We start from the raw sequence: 21052 nt of genomic DNA on the forward strand, positions 1-21052 counted from the left end.
ATGACACCTCAGTTCACCCCCTGTCGCCGGGCGATCTGCTTGGCCTGGCTGACGGCGTCCTTCCAGGCGGCGTCGGGCTTCTTGCCCTTGGCCTCGATGTTGGTCAGCTCGGTGAAGTAGGGGGCCATGACCGCGGCGTCGGCGGGTGCCTCGTAGCTGACCGGGATGGCCTTGGCGGCCGGGCCGAAGACCTCGATGATCTTCTGCCCGCCGAAGAAGGGGTCCGGGCCCGTCATGGCGGGCATGGCGTACGAGGCCGGGGAGGCGGGGAAGATGGCGGCGTCGGTGAAACCGCGGGCGTTGTTGGCCGGGCTGAGGATCCAGCTGAGGATCTTGAATGCCTCTTCGGGGTTACGGCACTGCTTGGGCAGCGCCAGGTAGGAGCCGCCCTGGTTGGCCGGCCCGCCGGGCGTCGCACAGACCCGCCACTTGCCCTTGGTGCCAGGGGCGGCCTGCTCGATGTCCAGCGCGTGCCAGGCCGCGCCGAGTTCGGTGCCGAGGTTCTTGCCGATGGCGGCGTTCCAGGTCTGGTCGTTGATTTTGGCGTCGATGCCGAGCGTGTAGGGGCGGACCGCCGTGGTCCACGCGGCGCGGATGTGGTCCTGGTCGCCGATGAAGTGGTTGCTCTCGTCGATGAACCGCTTGGTGCCCTGGCCGACCGCGATGTTGAACACCGAGCCCATGTTGTTGATCAGGTAGGTGCCGGGCACGGCCTTCTTCAGCTCGGAGCCGAGCGCGAAGTAGTCGTCCCAGGTCCCGGCCTCGGCGGCGACCTTGTCGGGGTCGGTGGGCAGCCCGGCCTTGCGGAACAGGTCCGCGCGGTAGAAGAGCGCGGTGGGGCCGATGTCGATCGGGAAGCCGATCTGCTTGCCGTCCTTGGTCTGGGCGAGCTTGGTCTTCCAGTCCAGGTACTGGGACGAGATCTTCTTGAAGCCCAGGTCGTTCAGGTCGAGGAAGCGGTCGGCGTTGGGCAGGAAGGACGCGATGTCCTCGCCCTTGATGCCGGTGATGTCGGGCACGGAGCTGCCCGCCGCGAGCGTGGTGGTGAGCTTCTGCTTGAAGTCGCCGCCGATGGAGGCAGCGGTCAGCTTGACCTGGCTGCCGAAGTGCGCCTTGGCCTCCGCGACCACCTTGTCGCTCAGTGCGCCACCCCAGTACCACATGGTGAGGCTCTTGCCGTTCTTGGTACCGCCCGATCCCGAGCCGCCGCCGCATGCGACGGTCAGGCCGGAGGCGGCCGCGGTCAGCGCGGCGGCCTGGAGGAAGCCTCTACGAGAAAGGTCCACGGGTCACTCCTGATTTTCCTGTTCGTGGTGCTGAGGGGTGGGTGAAGGTCACTGCTGCCGTGCGGGAGGGGTGACGGGGGCGTACGCGACCGGCGGCCCGGGGTTCTCCGGGAGCCGGTCCGCCAGGAAGCCGTAGGTCCGCTTCAGTTCGGGGTCGGTCAGGGAGCGCCACCAGCGGTCGACGCCGTACCAGCCGGGGGCGGCCAGCGCCCCGCCGTGGTGCCGGACGGACAGCCCGGCGGCGAGCACCGCGAACCGCAGTCGCTCCGCGAGCGGCCAGCCGCCGAGCGAGGCGGTGACGAACGCGGCGCCGAAGACGTCCCCGGCGCCCGTCGCGTCCAGCACCTCGACGTCGAGGGCGGGCACGTCGGCGTACTCGCCGGTCATCTGGTCGACGGCCACCGCGCCGTCCCCGCCCCGGGTGACGACCGCGACCGGCACCAGTTCGGACAGCGTGCCGAGCGCGGCCACCGCGCTGTCCGTGCGGGTGTAGGCCATGGCCTCCGTCTCGTTCGGGAGGAAGGCGTGGCACAGGGCGAGCTGGTCCAGGAGGGCCGTCGACCACTCCTGGCTGGGGTCCCAGCCGACGTCTGCGTAGATCTGCGTGCCGCCCGCGGCGGCCTTGGCGAGCCACTCGCGGGGCTGCGCCTCGATGTGCACCAGGGCGGTACGCGCCGCGGGCGGGTCGCCCACCAGCGCGTCCTGCGAGTACGGGGGCTCCTGGCCGTGGGTGACCAGGGCACGGTCCGTGCCGTGCGCCAGGGCGACGGTGACCGGGGTGGGCCAGCCGTCGGCCGTACGGGAGAGGGAGAGGTCGACGTCCTCCTGGTCGCACAGGATGTCCCGGCAGAACTCGCCGTAGAGGTCGTCGCCGAACACCGTGGCCAGCGAGGTGCGCAGGCCGAAGCGGGCGGCCGCCACCGCCAGGTTGGCGATGCCGCCCGGGCCGCAGCCCATGCCCGTCGTCCAGATCTCCTCGCCCGGGGTCGGGGGCTTGCCGAGTCCCGTGAGGACGAGGTCGTAGAAGAGCAGCCCGGTCAGCAGCACATCGGGCCGGTCGTCGTCCACGGAGGGGTCCTCTCGTTCGGAAGCGTTCGAGGAGCCCACCCCGCGAGCTCGTCAAAACTCTTCATTTCGGTGACCGGAATCGTGCGCCGATCGGAGAGATTGGTCAATACCCGAGCAGAAGTGAGCATGGAAATGATTGGAGATGACGAGTACTGTTCACGCCGTGCTGGCAGAACGACGACACCAACTCATCCTGCGGGCCCTGCGCTCCGGCGGGCCCGCGTCCGTGACCGACCTCTCGGAGCAACTCGGCGTGAGTCCCGCCACCATCAGGCGTGACCTGGTCAAACTGGAAGAAGACGGGCTGCTCACGCGCGTCCACGGCGGCGCCGTGGTCGAGGAGGGCGACCAGCCCTTCGCCGAGGTCGCCGAGGTGCGCGTGGCCGAGAAGGACGCCATAGCCGAGCGCGCGGCGGCCATGGTCAGGGACGGCCAGTCGGTGCTGCTGGACATCGGGACGACGGCCTACCGCCTGGCCCGGCAGCTGCACGGCCGCCGGCTCACCGTGATCACCAGCAACCTGGTGGTCTACGAGGAACTCGCCGACGACGAGGGCATCGAGCTGGTCCTGCTCGGCGGCATGGTCCGCCGCGAGTACCGCTCCCTGGTCGGCTTTCTCACCGAGGACAACCTGCGCCAGCTGCACGCCGACTGGCTCTTCCTCGGCACCAGCGGTGTGCGGCCCGGCGGGCAGGTCATGGACACGACGGTCGTGGAGGTGCCGGTCAAGCGCGCCATGATCAAGGCGGGCGAGAAGGTCGTGCTGCTCGCCGACGCGGCGAAGTTCCCCGGGCACGGGATGGCGAAGGTCTGCGGTCCCGAGGAGCTGGACGTGGTGGTGACGAACGAGCCGGTCGACACGGCGACGCGGTCCTCGTTGCAGGACGCAGGAGTCGAGGTCGTCGTGACGGGAAGGGTGCAGACGTGAAGCTGACGATTCTGGGCGGCGGAGGATTCCGCGTGCCGCTGGTGTACGGGGCGCTCCTCCAGGACCACGCCGAGGGCCGGGTGACGCACGTCGTCCTGCATGATCTGGATCCCGCGCGACTGTCCGCGGTGACGCGCGTCCTCGCCGAGCAGGCGGCCGGAGTCCCGGACGCGCCCGAGGTGAGCGCCACCACCGATCTGGACGAGGCCCTGCGCGGCGCCGACTTCGTGTTCTCCGCGATCCGCGTCGGCGGCCTGGAGGGCCGCGCGCACGACGAGCGGGTGGCCCTGGCCGAGGGCGTTCTCGGCCAGGAGACGGTCGGCGCGGGCGGCATCGCCTACGGGCTGCGCACCGTCCCGGTCGCCGTCGACATCGCCCGCCGGGTCGCCCACCTGGCGCCGGACGCCTGGGTCATCAACTTCACCAACCCGGCCGGCCTGGTCACCGAGGCCATGTCCCGCCACCTCGGCGACCGCGTCATCGGCATCTGCGACTCCCCGGTCGGCCTCGGCCGCCGCATCGCCCGGGTGCTCGGCGCGAACCCGAAAGAGGCCTGGATCGACTACGTCGGCCTCAACCACCTCGGCTGGGTGCGCGGCCTGCGCGTCGCCGGCCGCGACGAGCTCCCGCGCCTGCTCGCCGACCCGGACCTGCTCGGCTCCTTCGAGGAGGGCAAGCTCTTCGGCGTCGACTGGCTCCGGTCCCTGGGCGCGATCCCCAACGAATACCTGCACTACTACTACTTCAACCGGGAAGCCGTCCGCGCCTACCAGCAGGCCGAGAAGACCCGCGGCGCGTTCCTGCACGACCAGCAGGCCCGCTTCTACGCCGAGATGAGCAACCCGGACGCCCCCGCGTGGAAGGTCTGGGAGCGGACCCGCGCCGAGCGCGAGGCCACCTACATGGCCGAGAACCGGGAGACCGCCGGAGCCGGCGAACGCGACGAGGACGACCTGTCCGGCGGCTACGAGAAGGTGGCCCTCGCCCTGATGCGGGCGATCGCCCGGGACGAGCGCACGACCCTGATCCTCAACGTCCGCAACCAGCGCACCCTGTCGGTCCTGGACACGGACGCCGTCATCGAGGTCCCCTGCCTCGTCGACGCCAACGGCGCCCACCCCGTCACCGTCGACCCGCTGCCCGGCCACGCCACCGGGCTGGTCTGCGCGGTCAAGGCCGTCGAGCGCGAGGTGCTGGCCGCCGCCGACTCCGGCTCCCGCGCCACCGCCGTCAAGGCCTTCGCGCTGCACCCGCTCGTCGACTCCGTCAACGTGGCCCGCAGGCTGGTCGAGGGCTACACCGACGTCCATCCCGGGCTGGCGTACCTTAGGTGAACGCCGCTCGGTAAGCGCTTTCCCCGTCGCTTCCCGCCTGCTCGCTCTTCCCGCTTCCTGGAGACATCTCATGCACGACGAAAGCCGCCGCATCGAGGAGCGCGTGCAGCGCCTTCACGACCAGCGCATCAAGACCGCGGTCTACGCGGCCACCGTCCCCTTCGAGGTAGAGGCCTGGCAGGCCCCGGGGGAACCGGTCCCGTTCGAGGAGGCCGCCGCCGCCTCGTACGCGCCCTTCGCGATGGGCACCCCCTGGGGCCCGCCCTGGGGCACCACCTGGTTCCGCATGCGCGGACAGGTGCCCGAGGCGTGGGCGGGCCGCCGCGTCGAGGCCGTCATCGACCTCGGTTTCGTGGGCGACTGGCCCGGCAACCAGGCCGAGGCCCTCGTGCACCTCACGGACGGCACCCCGCTGAAGGCCGTCAACCCGCTCAACCAGTACGTGGCGATCGCCGACCCGGCGACGGGCGGCGAGACCGTCGAGTACCTGGTCGAGGCCGCCTCCAACCCGGACATCCTTGCCGACAACTTCTCGAGGACCACCCCGCTCGGCGACATTCTCACCGCCGGGGACAAGCCGCTCTACACCTTCCGCAGCGCCGACATCGCCATCCTCGACGAGGAGGTCTGGCACCTCGACCTCGACGTCCAGGTGCTGCGCGAGCTGATGCTGGAGCTCGGCGAGCACGACCCGCGCCGGCACGAGATCGCGCACGCGCTCGACCGGGCGATGGACCTGCTGGACCTGGACGACGTCTCCGGCTCCGCGCCCGCCGTCCGCGAGGCGCTGAAGCCGGTGCTGTCCAAGCCCGCGCACGCCAGCGCGCACACGATCTCCGGCGTCGGCCACGCCCACATCGACTCCGCCTGGCTCTGGCCGATCCGCGAGACCAAGCGCAAGACGTCCCGCACCTTCTCCAACGTCACGTCCCTGGCCGACGAGTACGACGACTTCATCTTCGCCTGCTCCCAGGCCCAGCAGTACGAGTGGGTGCGCGACAACTATCCCAAGGTCTGGTCGCGCATCCGGGAGTCGGTCAAGAAGGGCCAGTGGGCGCCGGTCGGCGGCATGTGGGTCGAGGCCGACGGCAACCTGCCCGGCGGCGAGGCCGTCGCCCGCCAGTTCATCCACGGCAAGCGGTTCTTCATCGAGCACTTCGGCATCGAGACCAAGGGCGTGTGGCTGCCGGACTCCTTCGGCTACAACGCGGCCTACCCGCAGCTCGCCAAGCTCGCCGGCAACGAGTGGTTCCTCACGCAGAAGATCTCCTGGAACCAGACCAACAGGTTCCCCCACCACACCTTCTGGTGGGAGGGCATCGACGGCACCCGGATCTTCACCCACTTCCCGCCGGTCGACACCTACAACGCCCGCTTCAGCGGCGAGGAGATGTCCCGCGCGGTCCGCAACTACCAGGAGAAGGGCGGCGCGAGCCGTTCCCTGGCCCCGTTCGGCTGGGGCGACGGCGGTGGCGGCCCGACCCGCGAGATCATGGAGCGCGCCCGCCGGCTGGCGGACCTGGAGGGCTCCGCGAAGGTCGTCGTCGAACACCCCGACGAGTTCTTCGCCAAGGCCCGCGAGGAGTACCCGGACGCGCCCGTCTGGGTCGGCGAGCTCTACCTGGAGCTGCACCGCGCCACCTACACCTCCCAGGCCCGCACCAAGCAGGGCAACCGCCGCTCCGAGCACCTCCTGCGCGAGGCCGAGCTGTGGGCGACCACGGCCGCGCTGCACGCGCCGGGCTACACGTACCCGCACGAGAAGCTGGACCGGCTCTGGAAGACGGTGCTGCTGCACCAGTTCCACGACATCCTGCCCGGCTCGTCGATCGCCTGGGTGCACCGGGAGGCCGAGGCCGAGTACGCCCGCGTGGCCGGTGAGCTCCAGGCGCTGACCGCCGAGGCGGTGGCCGCGCTCGGCTCCGGAGGGACCCGCGTCTTCAACACCAGCCCCTACGACCGGGCCGAGATGGTCCGCACCCCCGACGGCGCACCGGTGTACGTGGAGGTGCCCGCGAGCGGCTCCGCGCCCCTCGCCGAGGCCGAGCCCCCGCAGCCGGTGACCGTGAGCGGCCGGGTGCTCGACAACGGGCTGGTCCGCGTGGAGGTGGCCGAGGACGGCACCCTCTCGTCCGTCCGCGACCTGCGCGCCGACCGCGAGGTCCTGGCCGACCAGGGCAACCTGCTCCGCCTCCACACCGACCTGCCCAACTACTGGGACGCCTGGGACATCGACAAGCACTACAAGAACCGCTACACGGACCTCCTCGACGCCTCGTCCGTCTCGGTCGTCGAGCAGGACCCGCTCATCGGCGCGATCCGCGTCGAGCGGGACTTCGGCAAGGGTTCGAAGATCACCCAGACGATCACCGTCCGCGCCGGCAGCCCCCGGATCGACATCGAGACCGATATCGACTGGCACGAGACCGAGAAGATCCTCAAGGCGGCCTTCCCGGTCGACATCCGGGCTCCGCACTCCTCCGCCGAGATCCAGTTCGGCCACATCCAGCGGCCCACCCACACCAACACCAGCTGGGAGGCGGCCCGCTTCGAGGTCTCCGGCCACCGCTGGGTGCACATCGGCGAACCCGGCTACGGCGTCGCCGTCATCAACGACTCCACCTACGGCCACGACGTCTCCCGCACGGTCCGCGAGGACGGCGGGACCACGACCACCGTCCGCCTCAGCCTGGTCCGTGCCCCGCGCATCCCGGACCCCGAGGCCGACCAGGGCCGCCACCGCTTCACCTACGCGCTGCTGCCCGGCGCGACCATCGAGGACGCCGTCGCCGAGGGCTACGCCCTCAACCTCCCGCTCCGGGTGGCCGACGCGGCGGGCGCCCCCGCACCGGTCGTCTCCACCGAGGGCGAGGGCGTGACCGTGGAGGCGGTCAAGCTCGCCGACGACGCCTCCGGCGACGTCGTCGTACGGCTCTACGAGTCCCGCGGCGGCCGGGCCCAGGGCGTCCTGCGCACCGGCTTCCCGCTCGCCGGCGCCCAGATCACCGACCTGCTGGAGCGACCGCTGGAGGAGGCGAGCGTGGACGGCGACGGCGGTGTCCCCGTCGCCCTGCGGCCCTTCCAGATCCTGACCCTGCGTCTGCGCAGGAGCTGACCCATGGCCATGCACCCCTGGTTCACCGACGCCAAGCTGGGGATCTTCATCCACTGGGGCATCTACGCCGTCGACGGCGTCCAGGAGTCCTGGTCGTTCTACGACGACATCGTCCCCTACGACCAGTACATGTCCCAGTTCGACCGCTTCACGGCCTCCCGCTACGCACCGCGCGACTGGGCGAAGCTCTTCGCGCGGGCCGGCGCCAAGTACGCCGTGCTGACCAGCCGCCATCACGACGGCGTCGCCCTGTGGGACACGGCCTACGGCGACCTGAACGTGGGCCGCGACCTGATCGGCGGCTACGCCGACGCCCTGCGCGAGCAGGGCCTCAAGGTCGGGCTGTACTACTCGCACTCGGACTGGAGTCACCCCGACTACGCCTCCACCCGCAAGCCGGGCCGACCGCCGGAGCTGGAGGACAACCGCTACTCGGAGGTCGCCGCCGAGGACGAGGACCTTCGGGCCTGGGAGAGGTTCCTCGCCTACCGCGACGGCCAGATCCGCGAACTGACCTCCCGTTACAAGCCGGACCTGCTGTGGTTCGACGGCGAGTGGGACCGCAGCGAGGAGCAGTGGCGCATCCCCGAACTCGCCGCCCTCATCCGCTCCGAGGTACCCGACGTCGTCTTCAACGCCCGCATGCTCAGCGAGGGCGACTACGCGACGCCGGAACAGGGCGCCCCGGTCGTCCCGCCCGAGGGCCCCTGGGAGCTGTGCCTGACGATCAACGACTCCTGGGGCCACCAGCACCACGACCACAACCACAAGTCGGTCGACCAGCTGATCCGCTACTTCACCGAGACCATCGGCGGCGGAGGCAACCTGCTGCTCAGCGTCGGCCCGCGGGAGGACGGCACGATCCCGGCCGAACAGGCGCAGCGGCTGGAAGGGCTCGGCGACTGGATCGCCCGGCACGCGGAAGCGGTGTACGGCACCGAACGGGGACTCCCGCCGGGCCACCACTACGGCCCGAGCACCCTCTCCAAGGACCGCCGCACCCTCTACCTGACCCTCTTCGACGCCCCGCGCGCGGAGATCAATGTGCGCGGCCTGCTCAGCGAGGTCCGGCGCATCTCGGTCCTGGGCACCGGGACGGAACTGACCCACAGCGTCACGGGCGGGCTCCACGAAACCCCGGGCGTCTTGTGGATCGAACCTCCCGCGACGCGGGACCTCGACCCGCACGCCACCGTTCTCGCCGTCGAACTGGACGGCGAACTGGAACTGTACCGGGGTGGGGGCCGCTTCTGACGCCGCCGAATTGACCCGGATCACGACACCCGAATGCCCCTGCCATGGGTCGCCCGGCTCGGTACGGTCATGGTCATGACGACGACGCAGAACGAGACGGGACACACCGACGGGACGTCAGACACCGGCGGCTTCCCGCCGGTTCTCACCCGTGCCGCCGAGGCCGAGACGACGCGGGACCCCAGCAGCGTGATGACCCTCCTCGCCGACTCCGGGGACACCGGCGGGCGGCTGACCAGCTACCGGTCGACGTTCGCCGAGGGCGCGGTCGGTGCGCCCGCCCACCTGCACACCAAGGCGTCCGAGATGTTCTACGTGATCGACGGCGCCCTCCAGGTGCTGGTGGGCGAGGAGATCACCGTGCTGGAGGCCGGCGACTTCCTTCTGGTGCCGCCGAACACCCCGCACGCCTTCGCCGCCGCGCCCGGTGCGACAGCCGATGTGCTGTTCGTCTTCACCCCGGGCGCGGGGCGCTTCGACTATCTCCGGCTACTGGGCCGGGTGATGCGCGGCGAGGCCGACCCGCAGGAGATCAAGGACTCCTCGGAACGCTTCGACAACCACTACGTCGACAGCCCGGTGTGGCGCGCGGCGCTCGCGGCCAGGCCCGGGAGCGGCGCCGCCTGAGCCGCCGCCCCGACGGACTCGACCGGTCCGGCGGCAACCTGCGCGGCTACCGCCGACAGCGGCTCCGCGACCTCCGGCCGCTGCTGCGGCAGTTGCACCGGCCGCAGCGGACGCGGCCCCGACACGACCGTGTAGTCCTGGCCCAGGAAGGGCGGGACCACCTCGCCCGGGTCCTCGCCGAGCGCCAGCTGGACGGCGGCCCAGGGGGCGTTGACACCGCACAGCGACAGCTGGTGCAGGCCGCCGGCCGGACGGGTGTTGACGTCCATCAGGACCGGCCGGTCGCCGAACATCCGGAACTGGATGTTGGACAGGTAGTGCAGACCGAAGCCCTCCGCGATCCGCCGGGCCGGGTCCAGCCACTGCTCGTGCAGCGTGAAGCCCCGGCGGCGGCCGTTCTTGGTGCGGCCGACGGCCAGCCGGACCCGGTTGTCCGGACCCGTCAGGCAGTCCACCGACACCTCGGGCTGCTCCAGGCGCGGCATCACCAGCCAGTCGACCTGTTCCTCGGCCCGCTCCAGCGCCTCCAGCACCAGGTCGAGCGGCACGTACGGGCTCGGGAACCCGCTCAGGTGCATCATCGAGAAGGGCGCGCGCGTGATCACGCGGAAGCCCACCCCGCCCGCCCCGGACGCCGGCTTGAAGCACGCCTTGTGCCCGGCGGCCTCCAACTCCTCGACCGCGGCGACGAGTTCGTCACCCGACCGGACCCGCCACCACGGCGGCACCGGCACGCCGATCGCCTGGACCGCCTCGTAGGCGATCACCTTGTCGTGGAAGACGGCCACCGCCTCGGGCGGCGGTGCCAGCACCGCCGTACCGGCCGCCTCGAACTCGGCGCGATGCGCCACGATCGCCGACTGGTGCAGCCGGGGCACGAACACGTCGATACCGCGCCGCGCGCACTGGTCCAGCGCGTACTCGACGTACCCGGCGGGGGAGAGGTTCTCGGGTTCCAGCTCGGCGGTGTCGGCGGCGGCCAGCACGGGGGAGTCGGGGTCGCCGTGCGTCGCATGGATCTCGACGGCCCGGTCGCTGGGATTTCTCCGCAGCTGATCCATGAAGAACACGTTCTCCGCGTACGTGCGGTTGAGCCAGACGCGTACGCGAGAGACCATGCAGGCCGCCTTTCCGGTTCGCGGGCAGGGCTCAGCAGCCCGTGCCCGGGCAGGATGAATGGAGGGACACCAAACCGCCCCTGCGAGAGGGAAGTTTTCAGCGGTGGTGTTGGGCCAGATCATACGGCCTCGGCGGGCCCTGTCGTGCAACGCGCGGGTTACGGATTGACGATCCCCGGCCGTCCGGCCGCCCTTGTCCCCGGGCGCGGTGATGTGATCTCGTGGTGGCGTTCGCGTCGGGACGCGGAGGGGGACGAGGAGTGACGTCGACGGCCGGTGGCGCCGGACAACTGCTGGCCATCAGCGATCTGCACATCGGCTACCCGGAGAACCGCGCGCTGGTCGAACGGATGCGGCCCGGGACGGACGACGACTGGCTGCTCGTGGCCGGCGATGTCGCCGAGACCGTGGCCGACGTCCGCTGGACCCTCAAGACGCTCGCCGGCCGCTTCCGCAAAGTCGTCTGGGTGCCCGGGAACCACGAGCTGTGGACCCATCCGAGCGACCCCGTCACCCTGCGCGGCGTCGCCCGGTACGACCACCTGGTCGAACTGTGCCGGGACCTCGGCGTGACGACACCGGAGGACCCCTACCCCGTCTGGGACGGCCCCGGCGGCCCCGTCGCCGTCGCGCCGCTTTTCCTCCTGTACGACTACTCGTTGCTGCCGGACGACTGCGCGACCAAGGAGCAGGGCCTGGCGTACGCCCAGGGCACGGGCATCGTGTGCACCGACGAGTACCTGCTGCACCCCGACCCGTACCCGAGCAGGGAGGCCTGGTGCCGGGCCCGGGTCGCCGAGACCGAACGCAGACTCGCCGAACTGCCCGACGGCCTGCCCGTGATCCCGGTCAACCACTACCCGCTGCACCGGCACCCGATGGACGTCCTGTGGCACCCCGAGTTCGCCATGTGGTGCGGCACCGGCCTGACCGCCGACTGGCACCGCAGGTTCCGCGTCCGCGCGATGGTCTACGGCCACCTGCACATCCCCCGCACCACCTGGCACGAGGGCGTGCGCTTCGAGGAGGTGTCGGTGGGCTACCCCCGGGAGTGGCGCAAGCGAGCCGGGGAGCCGGGGCGGCTGCGGCGCATCCTGCCGGAACCGGAACCGGAAGAGGGCGAGGAGCGGTGATCGGGGAACTGTTGCCACAGACCGTCGTCACCGTGGAGGCGTACGGCGACGAGGGCGCGGACGCCCCGCTGTACCCCGAGGAGGCGGCGCTCGTGACGCGGGCGGTCGCCAAGCGGCGCCGGGAGTTCGCCGCCGTCCGCTCCTGCGCCCGCCGGGCCATGGAGAAGCTCGGCGTGCCGCCGCAGCCGGTCCTGCCCGGGGAGCGCGGCGCCCCGCGCTGGCCGGCCGGGCTGGCCGGCAGCATGACCCACTGCGACGGCTACTGCGCCGCCGCCCTGGTCCGTGCGGCCGACCTCGCCTCCCTCGGCATCGACGCCGAGACCCACGGGCCGCTGCCCGAGGGCGTCCTGCCCGCCGTGGCCCTCCCGTCCGAGACCGAGCGCCTGCGGCACCTGGCGGCGCAGCGCCCCGACGTCCACTGGGATCGGCTGCTGTTCAGCGCGAAGGAGGCCGTCTACAAGGCGTGGTTCCCCCTCACCGGCAAGTGGCTGGACTTCACGGAGGCCGACATCGAACTCTCCCCCGACCCCGGCGACCGACCGCGCGGCACGTTCCGCGCCACGCTCCTCGTCCCCGGCCCCCGGGTCGGCGACCGCCGCCTGGACCATTTCGACGGCCGGTGGACCACCGACCACGGCCTGGTCACGACGGCGATCGCCGTACCGAACGGCTGATTCCGGCGATCATCGGGCCGGCGTGCGGGCCCTCGCCCGACCCAGGGCCCGGCTGTCGGTGGCCGGCTGGGGCCTGGCCGGCCAACTGAAGCGCTCAGTCAGAGAGGCTGCGCCGCGTGGTACAGCCCGTTCCTCGGCTCATGCGCACAAGCGTCCGCGTCCCCTAAACCTGTGATGCGGCGAGCAACTGCAGTGCACGCTGCTTCAGTCGGGGACTGGCGTCTGAGGCGTTGCCGGAGTCGAAGGGGGGTTGGGGGTCGTATTCGACGGCGAGCTGGATGGCTCTGGCCGTGTCTTCGTCCGCGACCAGGGACGCGAGGTACAGGGCCATGTCCATTCCCGCCGATACCCCGGCCGCGGTGATGATCTTTCCGGAGCGTACGTAGCGCTGGGGCAGGTAGGTGACGTCGAACGTGGACTGGAGGTAGTCGGCGGAGGCCCAGTAGGTCGTCGCCTCCCGGCCGTCCAGCAGGCCGGCCGCGGCGAGGACGATGCTGCCGGTGCAGACGGAGGTGGTCCACCGGGTGTGGCGGTGGATCTTGCGGATCCAGCGCAGGAGCACCTGGTTGTTCATCGCACCGGTGGTTCCGCGGTTGCCCGCGCCTGGCACCAGGAGGACGTCGAGACGGTCGACCTCGGCGATGGAGCGCTCGGCGACCACGGCCACGTCTGCCGTGTCCGTGCGGACGGCTCCGCGTTTCTCGGCGATCATGGTCACGGTGGCGTCCGGCAGCCGGGACAGGACCTCGGCCGGGCCGGTGGGGTCCAGCAGGCTGTAGCCGTCGTACAGCAGGATGCCGATGTTCGGGCCCGTCGCGCCGCCGTGCGGGGCCGCGTACGCCGCTTCGGTCCGGGCGGCTGCAGCCGTGGCCGCGAGCGCGGCGGTGGCCACGGTCCCGCGCAGGACGTTTCTGCGTGTCGTGGAATGGCTCATGGGCCGGGAGTCTTCTGCCTCGGTGCGGCATGTGGGGGTGGCATGTCCGGCATCCTGCGAAGTCTGTCCCCCGTGACCCCGTAGTGGTCGAGGAACGCCTGCCGCAGCGTCTCCGTCGACCGGAATCCGCAGCGCCGGGCGATCGCTGCCATGGACAGTGCGCTGGAGCGCACGAGGTGCGCCGCCGCTTCGGTGCGTGCCACGCGTACGGCCCGCGCGGGAGTTGTACCGAGGTGCGCGGTGAACAGACGGGTCAGGTGCCGGGGGCTGACCCCCGCCCGGGCCGCCAGAGCCGCAGGGCTGAGGTCCTCGGCCAGGTGGCCGGTGATATGGCCCAACAGGTCCCGTACCAGCCGGTCTTCCGGCGGTGGTGCGGCAAGGAACATCGATATCTGGGCCTGGTCGGCGGGCCGGTGCAGATGAGTGACCAGTTCGCGGGCGACGGTCCGGGCGAGGGTCGGGCCGTGGTCGTCCTCGATCAGGGCCAGTGTCAGGTCGAGGGCGCTGGTGACCCCGGCCGAGGTGTAGACGTTTCCGTCGCGGATGTAGAGGGGACGTGCGTCCACTGCCACGTCCGGGTGGCGCTCTGCGAGCCGGTCTGCCCATCCCCAGTGGGTTGTCACCCGTCTGCGGTCGAGCAGTCCGGCAGCGGCCAGCACGTGGGCGCCGGTGCAGACGGAGGCCACACGCCGGCTGTGTGCGGCCAGCCGCCGCACCTGGTCCAGTAAGCGCTCGTCCGTCGCCGCCTCTTCACAGCCGATGCCGCCCACGACGATCAGTGTGTCCAGGCGTCCCACCACCGCCTCCAGGCTCTGCCCGGGTGTCAGCAGAATCCCGGCCGAGCTTCGGGCAGCCCGGCGGCCGAGGGTGCCCAGTTCGATGGCGTAGGGCGGCTGCGCGCCGTACCGGTTGGCGATGTCCAAGGCGCCGCTGGGACAGGCGATGTCGAGTATCTGCGCGTTGTCGTAGGCGACGATGAGAACGCGCCGCTGGTCGCCTCGCCGGTGCCTGTGGTTGTTCCCGTCCTGATTCAAGCGCACACCCCGCAGCATCGATTCTCTCGTCGGGCTCCCGCAGGGGCGTGCCTCGACCGGACAGGAGGCCTCAGGCAGATCCGCTCCGGCGGTTCCTGAACCCGATGCCGAGAGGTACGGCCAACTGCGGGTCGCGCCCTCCGCTCGGGGGCCGGGCCGTCGGTGATCGGGCCCGGCCCCGCTGCCGGCGTCACGTCAGGGCCCCGGCTCCGGGCACCAGTTCTGGAGGAGGCGGAAGAATGACTCCTCGTTGCCGGTGAGGCCCGCTCGTTCGAGGGCCTCTTCCGCCTCGGCGAGGACGGCGGGCGGGACGACCGGGGGCCGGGAGGCTCCGGGCGGGCCCGGCTCCAGGTCGAAGGCGGCCCGGACCGTGTGCAGCAGCCGCAGATAGGCCTGGACGGCGGTGCGTTCGCGGTCGGTCAGTACGGCGGTGGGCATCGGTCGGCTCTCCCCGTGTCGGAGTCATCGGTCGCGCGCCCCGCACACAAGGGGCGCACCTCCAGCTTGCCGCCCACCACTGACAATCCGGCCCCGTCGCCCGTCGGTTCGCCCGCTCGGCGGAGGCGGAACCCCACCTCAGCCCTGCGACCCCGGATATCCCAGCGACGCCTCGATCCGCCCCGCCAGGTGGTCCCGCTGCACCGGGCCCCGCGACGACGAACCCGCCAGCCACGCCCGGCACTTGCTGGCCAGCAGCAGCCCGAAGCTCTCCGCCTCCTTCTCCTCGTCGAGGTCGAAGCGGGTGCGCGCGGCGACCTTCAGCACCGTCTCCTGGAGGTCGGCGCCGTCGTGGAGCAGCCGGGCCGCGACGGCGGCGCCCTCGACGTGGTGGGAGCAGTGCCCCGCCTTCATGTGCCACAGCTCGTGCCCCAGGATCACCAACTGGTGATCGGGAGCTGTGCGTTCCTCGATCACGACGAGGTCCTGCTCGGCCATGTCGAGCCACAGCCCGCTCGCGGTCCCGGGCGGGAAGGCGGCCGTACGGAAGTGGACGGGGCGGCCCCGGCGTCTGCTCATGGCGTCGCACAGCGCGGCGTACAGCTCCTCGGGCCGCGCCGGCGCGGGGAGGGTCAGCTCCGCGACCAGTTCGCCGCACAGGCGGCGCATTTCCTTACCGATGCCCACAGTTCTCCCCACGGTCACGACTCGGGCCGCTTGACGCTCTCCAGGAGCATGTCCAGCCACTCCGCCACCTTGTCGCGGTGCTGGTCGGTGGGCAGCTGCGCGGCCCGCCAGGCGATGCCGCGCACGCCGTGGTCCTGCAACAGCCGCTCCAGCGGGTCGTCGGCCGCCGCGGCCGCCTCCCGCTCGCGGTCGGCGAGCTTCTGGAGCAGCTCCTGCTCGGTGTGCTGGAGGGCGCTCACCAGTGCCTCGGGGTCCTCGGCCGTGAGGAACCCGGCATGCACCCGGAAGAAACGCTGGAGGGCGTCGCAGTGCTCCATGGTCGGCCGCCGGTCGCCGTTGATGAGGGCACCGGCCTGCTGCCGGGACATGCCCGCGCCGTCGGCGATCTCCTGCTGGGTGTACTTGCGGCCGTTGGGCTTGAGCCGGGTCCGGCGCAGCAGGTCCAGGCGCTGGAGGAACCGGGCCTGCACATCGGGCTCGCCCGCCGGCCGGCCGCCGAGCAGGGCCTTGACCACGGGCTCCGGGACGCCGGAGGCGACGGACAGCCGGCCGATGTCGAAGACCTCGGCGTGCGGCACGCCGAGCCGGTCGGCGAGCGCGGAGACACGGGAGACGACGGCCGCCAGCACGGCCGTCGGCGTGGCGCCCGGACCTTCGACGAAGCCACCCGCCACCGACAGATCTCCTACGTCTCTCACAGGCTTCTCACAAGTGGATGCCGTGACCTACCCCGGCGTGAACTTCCCGGAGCGTAGCCGGTGGTTCGAACTCACATCCAGGTCTCGCCACAACTGTGGCCAATTTCAGCCGTCAACCAGCACGAAATGCCACGATAGTTGACACGCCTCAGCTCCGGGCACCAGGATCGGGGCGCCGCGTCAGGGCCGCACGGGCAAGAGGGGTGACCTCCCGATGGCATATCAGGCAGGAGGGCAGCGGCCGGCACCGCGGCCCGTCCCCCAGACTTCCGATGTCCAGGCCTACCTGGAGGACTACGCCGGGCTTCTGGAGGCCGTCTCCTTCCCCTCGCTCGTCGTCGACCACTGCTGGGACGTGGTGCTGGCCAACAGCGCCTTCCGGTCACTTTTCGGTGGCGTCGGCCCGCACCCGACGGCTATGCCGGGCGACAACTTCCTCAGGTTCGTGCTGTTCCACCCCGACGCCCCCACGGTGCTCGGCGAGCACGAGGCGAGCTGGTGCCTGCCGATGCTCGCGCACTTCGCGCGGACCGTGGAGAGCCACGGTCCCGACCACGGCCTCCAGGCCATCCGCCGCGACATCGCCCAGGACCCGATCATGGAGGCCGCCTACCGGCACGGCCTGCCGCACTGGATCCGCTCGGTCGGCGAGAGCGCCGTCGAGCAGGACGGTGCCGTACGGCCGCTGCTGCACCCGGATCCGCGCTGGGGCGCCACCGACTGCCGGATCGTCGTCGAGACGTCCAGGACGCTCGACGAACTGGGCTGCGCCCGGCTCACGTTCGTGCTGCGCGAGGCCCGCCGCACCCCGTCCCGGGACCGCCGGACGCGCCGTACCGCCTCCCACCTGAGGGTCGTCCCGGCGGCCGACTGAGCTCCGCCGGTTTCACCCCTGTCACCGCAGCACCACATCGCGCGTCGCCGGCGTTCGCCCCCATTCCCAGGCGATGTGGTGTGTGACATAGTACTGCCGTGAGCGAGCCGCTGACCTGCGATGTCGTGGTGGTCGGAGCCGGAATGGTGGGCGCCGCCTGTGCCCTGTACGCGGCCCGCGCGGGCCTGGACACCGTCGTGCTGGACCGCGGCCCGGTGGCCGGCGGCACGACCGGCGCGGGAGAGGGCAACCTCCTCGTCTCCGACAAGGAACCCGGCCCCGAGCTCGACCTGGCCCTGCTGTCCGCCCGGCTGTGGGCCGGACTGGCCGAGGAGGGGCTGGGAAAGGCGGTCGAGTACCAGGCCAAGGGCGGGGTCGTCGTCGCCGGCACCGGCGAAGCGCTGGCCGGGCTGGAGAGGCTCGCCGCCGGGCAGCGCGCGGCCGGGGTGGAGGCGGTCCCGGTGCCGCCGGACCGGCTCCCCGACCTGGAGCCGTACCTGGCCCCCGGCCTCGCGGGCGGCGTGCACTACCCGCAGGACGCCCAGGTGATGCCCGCCCTGGCGGCGGCGCACCTGCTGCGCGCCTCGAACGCCCGGCTGCTCACCGGCCGTGAGATGACCGGGGTGCTGCGCGGCTCCGACGGTGCGGTGCGCGGCGTGCGGACCGACCGGGGCGACGTCCACGCCCCGGCGGTCGTCAACGCGTCCGGCACCTGGGGCGGCGAGGTGGCGGCCCGCGCCGGGGTGTCGCTGCCGGTGCTGCCCCGGCGCGGTTTCGTCCTGGTCACCGAGCCGCTGCCGCCCCGGATCCGGCACAAGGTGTACGCCGCCGACTACGTGGCCGACGTCGCCAGCGACTCGGCGGCCCTCCAGACCTCCCCGGTGGTCGAGGGCACGCCCGCCGGGCCGGTGCTCATCGGCGCGAGCCGCGAACGGGTCGGCTTCGACCGGTCGTTGTCGCTCCCGGCGCTGCGGGCGCTGGCGGCGGGCGCGACGCGGCTCTTCCCGTTCCTCGCCGGTGTCCGGGCCATGCGGACGTACGCCGGCTTCCGGCCGTATCTGCCGGACCATCTGCCCGCGATCGGCCCCGACCCCCGGGCGCCCGGACTGCTGCACGCCTGCGGGCACGAGGGCGCGGGCATCGGTCTGGCCACCGGCACCGGGCAGCTGATCGCCCAGGTGCTGACGGGGCGGACGCCCGACCTGGATCTCGGCCCGTTCCGGCCCGACCGCTTTCCCAAGGAGGCCGAGTGAATCCCCTGGAGCTGGCGGGGGCCAGACCCGGCCCCGCCTTCACGGTCACCTTCGACGGGCGGCCGGTCGAGGCGCTGCCCGGTCAGACGGTCGCCGCCGTGCTGTGGGCGGCGGGCGTCACCTCCTGGCGCACCACCCGGGGCGAGGGCCGCCCGCGCGGGGTGTTCTGCGGGATCGGCGTCTGCTTCGACTGCCTGGTGACCGTCAACGGCCGCCCCAACCAACGCGCTTGCCTGCTCGCGGTGCGGCCGGGTGACGTGATCGGCACGCAGGAGGGGACGGGCCATGCGGAGGCGGGCCACGAGGGGACGGGCGACCACGGGGCGAACGACGGGGGAGACGGTCATGCGGACTGAGCTCGCGGTGATCGGCGCCGGACCGGCCGGGCTGGCCGCGTCCCTGGCGGCCGCCGCGCGCGGCACGCGGGTCGCCCTCGTCGACGCGGCGACGGAGACCGGCGGGCAGTTCTACCGGCAGCCCGCCGCCGGGCTCGCAGCCGGACGGCCCGAGGCGCTGCACCACCGGTGGCGGACCTGGGAGCGGCTGAGGGACGGCCTCGCAGCCAGTTCCGTACGCGTGCTGACGGATCATCACGTGTGGTGCGTGGAACGCGAGTCCGGCGGCTTCACCGTGCACGCGCTGCTCGGCCCGGAACAGGAAGAACCGGCCGAGGTGCACGCCCGTGCCGTGCTCCTGGCCACCGGCGGATACGAACACGTGCTGCCCTTCCCCGGCTGGACCCTTCCGGGCGTCGTCACCGCCGGGGGCGCCCAGGCCATGCTCAAGGGCGGCCTTGTGGTGCCGGGGCGCCGGGCCGTCGTGGCCGGGACCGGGCCGCTGCTGCTGCCCGTGGCGACCGGGCTCGCGGCAGCGGGCGTCGAGGTCGCCGCGCTCGTCGAGTCCACCGGCCCCGGGCGCCTGGCCCGCCACGGCCTCGCCCTGGCCGGCAAGCTCCCCGAAGGAGCCGGATACGCCGCCCGGCTGCTGCGCCACCGCGTGCCGGTGCTGGCCCGCCACACCGTCGTCCGCGCCCACGGCGACGACCGGCTGACCGGCGTCACGGTCGCCGCCCTCGACACCGCCGGACGCGTCCGGCCCGGCACGGAGCGGCAGTTGGTCTGCGACACCCTGGCCGTCGGCCACGGCATGCTCCCGCACACCGATCTGGCGGAGGGCATCGGCTGCGGCCTGGACGGGCTCGCCGTGGCCGTCGACGCCGAGCAGCGCACGGACGTACCCGGCGTGTGGGCGGCCGGGGAGTCCACCGGTATCGGCGGCGCGGCCCTCGCCCTCGCCGAGGGGCACATCGCCGGGTGCTCCGCCGCCGCGTTCCTGCGCGGCACCGCCCCCGACCCGGCCCCAGCCGCCCTCAAGGCCCGTACGAAGCTCAGCAGTTCGGCAGCCGCCCTCGACGCCGCCTACGTGCCGCCCGCGCACTGGCCCGAGCAGGTCACCGACGACACCGTGGTCTGCCGCTGTGAGGAGGTCACCGCCGGTGCCGTGCGCGACGCCCTGGACCTCGGCGCGGGTGACGAGCGCACCGTGAAGCTGCTGACCCGGGCCGGCATGGGCTGGTGCCAGGGCCGGATGTGCGCAGCCGCCGTCGCGGGTCTCGCCGGCTGCCCGCCCTCCCCGTCCAGAAGGCCGTTCGCCCGTCCGGTACCGCTCGGCGTCCTCGCACGGCAACACTCCCAGGAGGAACTGTCATGACCGACCACCGCCCCTGGCGCGGCGTCCTCGTCGCCACGGCGCTCCCGCTGAACGACGACCTCTCCGTGAACTACGACAAGTACGCCGAGCACTGCGCCTGGCTGGTCGAGAACGGCTGCGACGGCGTCGTGCCGAACGGCTCCCTCGGCGAGTACCAGGTGCTCACCCCCGAGGAGCGCGCCCGGGTCGTCGAAACGGCCGTCGCCGCGATCGGCGGGCAGCGCGTCATGCCCGGCGTCGCCGCGTACGGGTCCGCCGAGTCCCGGCGCTGGGCCGAGCAGGCGGGCGAGGCGGGCTGCCGGGCGGTGATGCTGCTGCCGCCGAACGCCTACCGCGCCGACGAGCGCTCCGTCCTCGCCCACTACGCCGAGGTCGCGCAGGCGGGCCTGCCGGTCGTCGCGTACAACAACCCCGTCGACACCAAGGTCGACCTCGTGCCGGAGCTGCTCGCCCGGCTGCACGGCGAGGGGTACATCCGGGCGGTCAAGGAGTTCTCCGGAGACGTCCGGCGGGCCTACCGCATCGCCGAACTCGCCCCCGAACTCGACCTGCTGATCGGCGCGGACGACGTCCTGCTGGAGCTGGCAGTCGCGGGCGCGAAGGGCTGGGTGGCCGGCTACCCGAACGCGCTGCCGCAGGCGTCCGTCGAGCTGTACCACGCGGCCGTCGACGGCGACCTCGACACCGCGCGGCCCCTGTACCGGCAGCTGCATCCGCTGCTGCGGTGGGACTCGCGGGTGGAGTTCGTCCAGGCCATCAAACTCTCCATGGACCTGGTCGGCCGCCACGGCGGACCCTGCCGGCCGCCGCGCATGCCGCTGCTGCCCGAGCAGGAGGCCGCCGTCCGGTCCGCCACCGAGAAGGCCGTCGCGGCCGGATTGTCGTAG

Annotated in this window: 19 protein-coding genes and 1 pseudogene; 12 read left to right on the top strand and 8 right to left on the bottom strand. The window is 72.3% G+C overall.

The genetic code is table 11. From position 1 onward, the window contains the following. Positions 1-8 precede the first annotated feature (8 nt). Together QF034_RS34695 and QF034_RS34700 are read right to left on the bottom strand one after the other, a co-directional pair. The gene (locus QF034_RS34695; protein ID WP_307178630.1) at positions 9-1286 is read right to left on the bottom strand and encodes an extracellular solute-binding protein; all 1278 of its coding nucleotides are present in this window, start codon (positions 1284-1286) and stop codon (positions 9-11) included. A 48-nt stretch (positions 1287-1334) separates the two neighbouring features. Then, positions 1335-2354: a carbohydrate kinase family protein gene (locus QF034_RS34700; RefSeq protein WP_086565759.1), complete on the bottom strand. Its 1020-nt coding sequence runs from the start codon at positions 2352-2354 to the stop codon at positions 1335-1337. A 163-nt stretch (positions 2355-2517) separates the two neighbouring features. Between QF034_RS34700 and QF034_RS34705 the strand changes: the two genes are divergently transcribed. The 5 genes from QF034_RS34705 to QF034_RS34725 all read left to right on the top strand — a co-directional run bounded on the left by QF034_RS34705 (position 2518) and on the right by QF034_RS34725 (position 9612). Then, a complete protein-coding gene (locus QF034_RS34705) occupies positions 2518-3282 on the top strand; it encodes a DeoR/GlpR family DNA-binding transcription regulator (protein WP_307180047.1) in 765 nt (254 codons plus the stop codon). Further along, positions 3279-4616 carry a 6-phospho-beta-glucosidase gene (locus tag QF034_RS34710; RefSeq protein WP_307178631.1) on the top strand — a complete coding sequence of 446 codons (1338 nt, stop codon included), beginning with the start codon at positions 3279-3281 and terminating at the stop codon, positions 4614-4616. Before QF034_RS34705 ends, QF034_RS34710 begins: the two co-directional genes overlap by 4 nt. Positions 4617-4686: 70 nt before the next feature. Continuing rightward, entirely contained in the window at positions 4687-7731 is a 3045-nt protein-coding gene (locus QF034_RS34715; RefSeq protein WP_307178632.1) for an alpha-mannosidase, read from the top strand. A gap of 3 nt (positions 7732-7734) precedes the next feature. Next, complete coding sequence (locus tag QF034_RS34720) at positions 7735-8985, top strand: alpha-L-fucosidase (protein WP_307178633.1); 1251 nt, start codon at positions 7735-7737, stop codon at positions 8983-8985. A gap of 75 nt (positions 8986-9060) precedes the next feature. Next, a complete protein-coding gene (locus QF034_RS34725) occupies positions 9061-9612 on the top strand; it encodes a cupin domain-containing protein (protein ID WP_307178634.1) in 552 nt (183 codons plus the stop codon). Here QF034_RS34725 and QF034_RS34730 read toward each other — a convergent pair. Then, a complete protein-coding gene (locus QF034_RS34730) occupies positions 9549-10730 on the bottom strand; it encodes an ATP-grasp domain-containing protein (protein WP_307178635.1) in 1182 nt (393 codons plus the stop codon). The genes QF034_RS34725 and QF034_RS34730 overlap by 64 nt on opposite strands. Positions 10731-10990: 260 nt before the next feature. Here QF034_RS34730 and QF034_RS34735 point away from each other — a divergent pair, with 260 nt between their 5' ends. Then, a complete protein-coding gene (locus tag QF034_RS34735) occupies positions 10991-11863 on the top strand; it encodes a metallophosphoesterase family protein (protein ID WP_307178636.1) in 873 nt (290 codons plus the stop codon). Continuing rightward, entirely contained in the window at positions 11860-12537 is a 678-nt protein-coding gene (locus tag QF034_RS34740) for a 4'-phosphopantetheinyl transferase family protein (protein ID WP_307178637.1), read from the top strand. The genes QF034_RS34735 and QF034_RS34740 overlap by 4 nt, the downstream gene beginning before the upstream one ends. Before the next feature lie 163 nt (positions 12538-12700). Here the strand turns inward: QF034_RS34740 and QF034_RS34745 are convergent, their stop codons facing one another. From QF034_RS34745 to QF034_RS34765, 5 genes are all read right to left on the bottom strand, one after another. Further along, entirely contained in the window at positions 12701-13471 is a 771-nt protein-coding gene (locus QF034_RS34745; protein ID WP_307178638.1) for a DJ-1/PfpI family protein, read from the bottom strand. After that, complete coding sequence (locus QF034_RS34750; protein ID WP_307178639.1) at positions 13468-14511, bottom strand: GlxA family transcriptional regulator; 1044 nt, start codon at positions 14509-14511, stop codon at positions 13468-13470. The genes QF034_RS34745 and QF034_RS34750 overlap by 4 nt, the downstream gene beginning before the upstream one ends. A gap of 189 nt (positions 14512-14700) precedes the next feature. Then, complete coding sequence (locus QF034_RS34755) at positions 14701-14943, bottom strand: hypothetical protein (protein ID WP_307178640.1); 243 nt, start codon at positions 14941-14943, stop codon at positions 14701-14703. A gap of 138 nt (positions 14944-15081) precedes the next feature. Further along, positions 15082-15612, bottom strand: coding sequence for a toxin-antitoxin system, toxin component (locus QF034_RS34760; RefSeq protein ID WP_307180048.1), 531 nt, complete (start codon positions 15610-15612; stop codon positions 15082-15084). A 32-nt stretch (positions 15613-15644) separates the two neighbouring features. Continuing rightward, positions 15645-16304, bottom strand: coding sequence for a helix-turn-helix domain-containing protein (locus QF034_RS34765; protein ID WP_307180049.1), 660 nt, complete (start codon positions 16302-16304; stop codon positions 15645-15647). 238 nt (positions 16305-16542) lie between these two features. Between QF034_RS34765 and QF034_RS34770 the strand changes: the two genes are divergently transcribed. The 5 genes and pseudogenes from QF034_RS34770 (at position 16543) to QF034_RS34790 (ending at position 21052) form a co-directional block, all read left to right on the top strand. Beyond that, on the top strand, positions 16543-17202 hold the full coding sequence (locus QF034_RS34770) for an MmyB family transcriptional regulator (protein WP_307178641.1): 660 nt from the start codon (positions 16543-16545) through the stop codon (positions 17200-17202). 98 nt (positions 17203-17300) lie between these two features. After that, on the top strand, positions 17301-18455 hold the full coding sequence (locus QF034_RS34775; RefSeq protein WP_307178642.1) for an NAD(P)/FAD-dependent oxidoreductase: 1155 nt from the start codon (positions 17301-17303) through the stop codon (positions 18453-18455). Further along, a pseudogene (locus QF034_RS34780) lies at positions 18452-18742 on the top strand ((2Fe-2S)-binding protein); the annotation flags it as partial. The gene QF034_RS34775 and the pseudogene QF034_RS34780, both read left to right, overlap by 4 nt. Positions 18743-18800: 58 nt before the next feature. Beyond that, the gene (locus QF034_RS34785) at positions 18801-20165 is read left to right on the top strand and encodes an NAD(P)/FAD-dependent oxidoreductase (protein WP_307178643.1); all 1365 of its coding nucleotides are present in this window, start codon (positions 18801-18803) and stop codon (positions 20163-20165) included. Next, complete coding sequence (locus tag QF034_RS34790; RefSeq protein ID WP_307178644.1) at positions 20162-21052, top strand: dihydrodipicolinate synthase family protein; 891 nt, start codon at positions 20162-20164, stop codon at positions 21050-21052. Before QF034_RS34785 ends, QF034_RS34790 begins: the two co-directional genes overlap by 4 nt.

Origin of the sequence: Streptomyces africanus, from assembly GCF_030816955.1 — a bacterium.
Taxonomy (GTDB): domain Bacteria; phylum Actinomycetota; class Actinomycetes; order Streptomycetales; family Streptomycetaceae; genus Streptomyces; species Streptomyces africanus.

Bases quoted from the DNA above. Each gene is read 5' to 3' on its own strand.
- QF034_RS34715 (WP_307178632.1), top strand. From the start codon at position 4,687: ATGCACGACGAAAGCCGCCGCATCGAGGAGCGCGTGCAGCGCCTTCAC.
- QF034_RS34720 (WP_307178633.1), top strand. From the start codon at position 7,735: ATGGCCATGCACCCCTGGTTCACCGACGCCAAGCTGGGGATCTTCATC.
- QF034_RS34725 (WP_307178634.1), top strand. From the start codon at position 9,061: ATGACGACGACGCAGAACGAGACGGGACACACCGACGGGACGTCAGAC.
- QF034_RS34730 (WP_307178635.1), bottom strand. From the start codon at position 10,730: ATGGTCTCTCGCGTACGCGTCTGGCTCAACCGCACGTACGCGGAGAAC.
- QF034_RS34745 (WP_307178638.1), bottom strand. From the start codon at position 13,471: ATGAGCCATTCCACGACACGCAGAAACGTCCTGCGCGGGACCGTGGCC.
- QF034_RS34755 (WP_307178640.1), bottom strand. From the start codon at position 14,943: ATGCCCACCGCCGTACTGACCGACCGCGAACGCACCGCCGTCCAGGCC.
- QF034_RS34760 (WP_307180048.1), bottom strand. From the start codon at position 15,612: ATGCGCCGCCTGTGCGGCGAACTGGTCGCGGAGCTGACCCTCCCCGCG.
- QF034_RS34770 (WP_307178641.1), top strand. From the start codon at position 16,543: ATGGCATATCAGGCAGGAGGGCAGCGGCCGGCACCGCGGCCCGTCCCC.
- QF034_RS34785 (WP_307178643.1), top strand. From the start codon at position 18,801: ATGCGGACTGAGCTCGCGGTGATCGGCGCCGGACCGGCCGGGCTGGCC.
- QF034_RS34790 (WP_307178644.1), top strand. From the start codon at position 20,162: ATGACCGACCACCGCCCCTGGCGCGGCGTCCTCGTCGCCACGGCGCTC.